Origin of the sequence: Thomasclavelia saccharogumia DSM 17460 (assembly GCF_000686665.1) — a bacterium.
Taxonomy (GTDB): domain Bacteria; phylum Bacillota_I; class Bacilli_A; order Erysipelotrichales; family Coprobacillaceae; genus Thomasclavelia; species Thomasclavelia saccharogumia.
Genome location: NZ_JMLH01000116.1, coordinates 1 through 3,096 on the forward strand (window position 1 = coordinate 1; position 3,096 = coordinate 3,096).

At 33.5% G+C, this 3,096-nt stretch carries 1 protein-coding gene; it reads left to right on the forward strand.

Annotated features, from left to right (window positions below; translation table 11 throughout):
* Nucleotides 1-3,096: discoidin domain-containing protein (locus BR82_RS16500; protein ID WP_027090722.1), on the forward strand; the 3,096-nt coding region annotated here is incomplete at both ends.

Genomic DNA, 3,096 nt, shown 5'->3' on the forward strand with positions numbered 1-3,096 from the left:
AGATACAGAAATAACAACGACACCAAAATTATATGTATCATTCCCTAAGACTAATGTTGATGATAACGCTCAAACTTTAGTAGTTAATGGATTTGAAAACGACAGTGAAGCTTTGCATATGAAAGATACGATTAATAATGATTTAAGCGTACCAGAAAATATAATTGCTCCTGAAGAAGACAAAACACCAACAAGTATTAAAGTACAATGGGATACAGTAGAAGGTGCAACAAGCTATGAAATTATGGTAGATGGTGTAATTAATAACGTATTATCATCTACAAGTTATAATCATGAAGGCTTAGAGTATGATTCAGAACATACATATCAAGTACGTGCAAGAAATGTTGATGGATATTCTAACTGGAGTGAACCATTAGTAACTCGCTCTCTATTAGATCCATGGCGTAATACTCCTAAACCAGTAAATATTGATTGGACTGGAAGAATTTGGAGCAATCGTAATGCATCGCTAGCATTTGATAATATTTTCCAATCTGGAGATGGAGGATTCCACTCAAATAATGGTGGAATCAATGAAACATTAACAGTTGATTATGGAAAAGGTTATAACATTGAAAAAGTTGAATATTATCCAAGAGACGATGCTGGTAATGGAACAGTTACAAAGATGGATTTTTCAACAAGTTTAGACGGTGTAAATTGGAGTGAAACAAGAACGTTTGAATGGGCAGCTGATTCAACTGTAAAAACAATTGATAACGTAGGACCTGCACGATATATACGTTTTATTCCAAGAGCATCTGTGGGAACATTCTTCTCAGCTAGTGAAATTAAAGTTATTGCTGATGAAGGACGTCAACCATTTGCAATAGGAAGTATTGCTGGTCAGCACAGAGATCACGTGGCTGATGCAGATTATACAAACTTAAATAACTATAAAGGTTTATCTGTTAAAGATAATCCAACATTTGATACTCAAATCAAAAATTATGCTATGGATATCAACATGAATGATATCTATGATGTTTATGATTACACATATACATTGTATAATTTACCAGAAGGAGTAACAAACAATAAAGAAGGTGCTGCAACTGGTAGAGGATCATTAGTATCTAGTGCTGAAAGTTTAACAGCGGGTGAAACATTAACTATTGATGTTACTTTAGATAACGTTGATAATCTAGATGCGCTTGGTGAAGTTATTAATTATAATCCTGAATTATTAGAATTTGTTAGTGTAACACAAGGTGACATTATTGAATCAATGACAGATTTGACAGTTAATAAAGTTTACGATGATGGAACTGCATATGTCAATTTAGCGTATGTTAACAGAGGAGATCAAGCAGTATGCGAAGGATCAGGCGTTGCAGCTACAATAACAATGAAAGCAAAAGCTGACATTGCTAATGTTAGTGAAGCTATTGATTTAAGTAAGATCTCATTATATGGACCAGATGTTTTAGTTACGGATCCAGGATTACAGCCTTCTGAAAATGCATTAGTATCTACTACTGCAAACTCTAGCGGATCAGTTTCTGCAAAAAGAGCTATTGGGCCTAATAAAGAAAATGTTGTAACTGTAGAGTTTGATATGGTAACAACATTGGAACCAACTCAAACAAATGCAATCGTTTCATTAGGAAGCAGTGATTCAAATTATACAGCTTATAGCCAAATGCCAATTGTTATTCGGATGTATAAGGATGGAAAATTTGGTGCTCATAATGGTAGTACATTTGTTCAAAGTGGTTTGAGCTTTAATAAAGATGAATTTTATCATATTGTAGTAACTGTTGATTTAGAAGCAGAAAAATGGAGTGCGACTGTAACTGATGAAGCAGGTGTTGCAACTGTTATTGCTGATAACTTTGGATTCCGTTCAACTGCAGCAGTGCCTGAAAATATTGGTAAGATCTATTTAGTTAATAATGAATCAAAAGCTGGTAAATTCTGGTTAGAAAATATCGAATTATATGATGGAGCAGCTGATACAAGCTTTAGCCTTGGATTAGATGATTTTGATATTACTATGACAAATGAATTCTTGCCAGAAGATGATGGAACTAATGTTGAAAAATTAATTCAATATGGTAAAGCTAATGGATATACTAAATTATTTGATGGTAATAAAGATGGTTCTAGTGCAAGAGATTTTGAATTCCTATGGGATATTTCATCTAATTATGGTGAAGATGGAAAACTTCCAGAATATGTAGCATTACCATTAACTATGCATTTAGATCTAAAAGAAGATGCATTAGTAGATCAAGTTAAAGTATATAATGCTAATAAAGCTAATGGATACTTAACAAGTGCTAAGGCGCAATTAGTTTATACAGATGGTACAAAAGGAGAAGAAGTTGTTATTTCAGATATGCAATCTATATATGAATTCAATTTTGATCCTACAAAGAATGTAGATAGAATTGATATTACATTCTTAACAGCAATTACAAGTGGTGGGGCACCAGTTTCTAATATGTTAACATTAGCTGAAATAGAAGTTACGGGTCGTCCTGCAATAACTGAAACTGACAAGTTGATCAATAGTGCAATTACTAATGTTGAAGCTATTGATAATGGTGGTGATTCAGCAGACAGAATGTTTGATGGTGATTTAACAACATATTGGGAATCACCATGGTCTGGAAGCCAAGCCACTTTACCAAAAGATGTTGTTATTACATTAGATGGTGTTTATAGTTTAGATTCTCTTGAATTTGTTTCACATACAATTCGAAATGGTGGTATCACTAAATATGAAGTGTATACAAGTACGGATGGTGAAAATTGGTCAAAAGCAACTGAAGGAACAGTAGATGCTGAAGAATATAAACAAGGTAAGAATGTTACTGTTCCAGTTGATTTAGCTGGTGTCAATGCTAAATATGTAAAACTTGTAGCATTAGAATCAGTAGGAAGACTTGAATCAGAAAATAACATGTATGCAAGAATTGCGGAAATGAAGCTATATGGAACAAAAGTAGAAATCATTGAAGCTGATAAAACAGCTCTTAGTGCCGCAGTTGTTGCTGCAGAAGCATTAAATGAAAGTGATTATACAGTTGATAGCTGGACAGTACTTGCAGATGCATTAACACAGGCTAAAGCATTAATTGCTAAAGA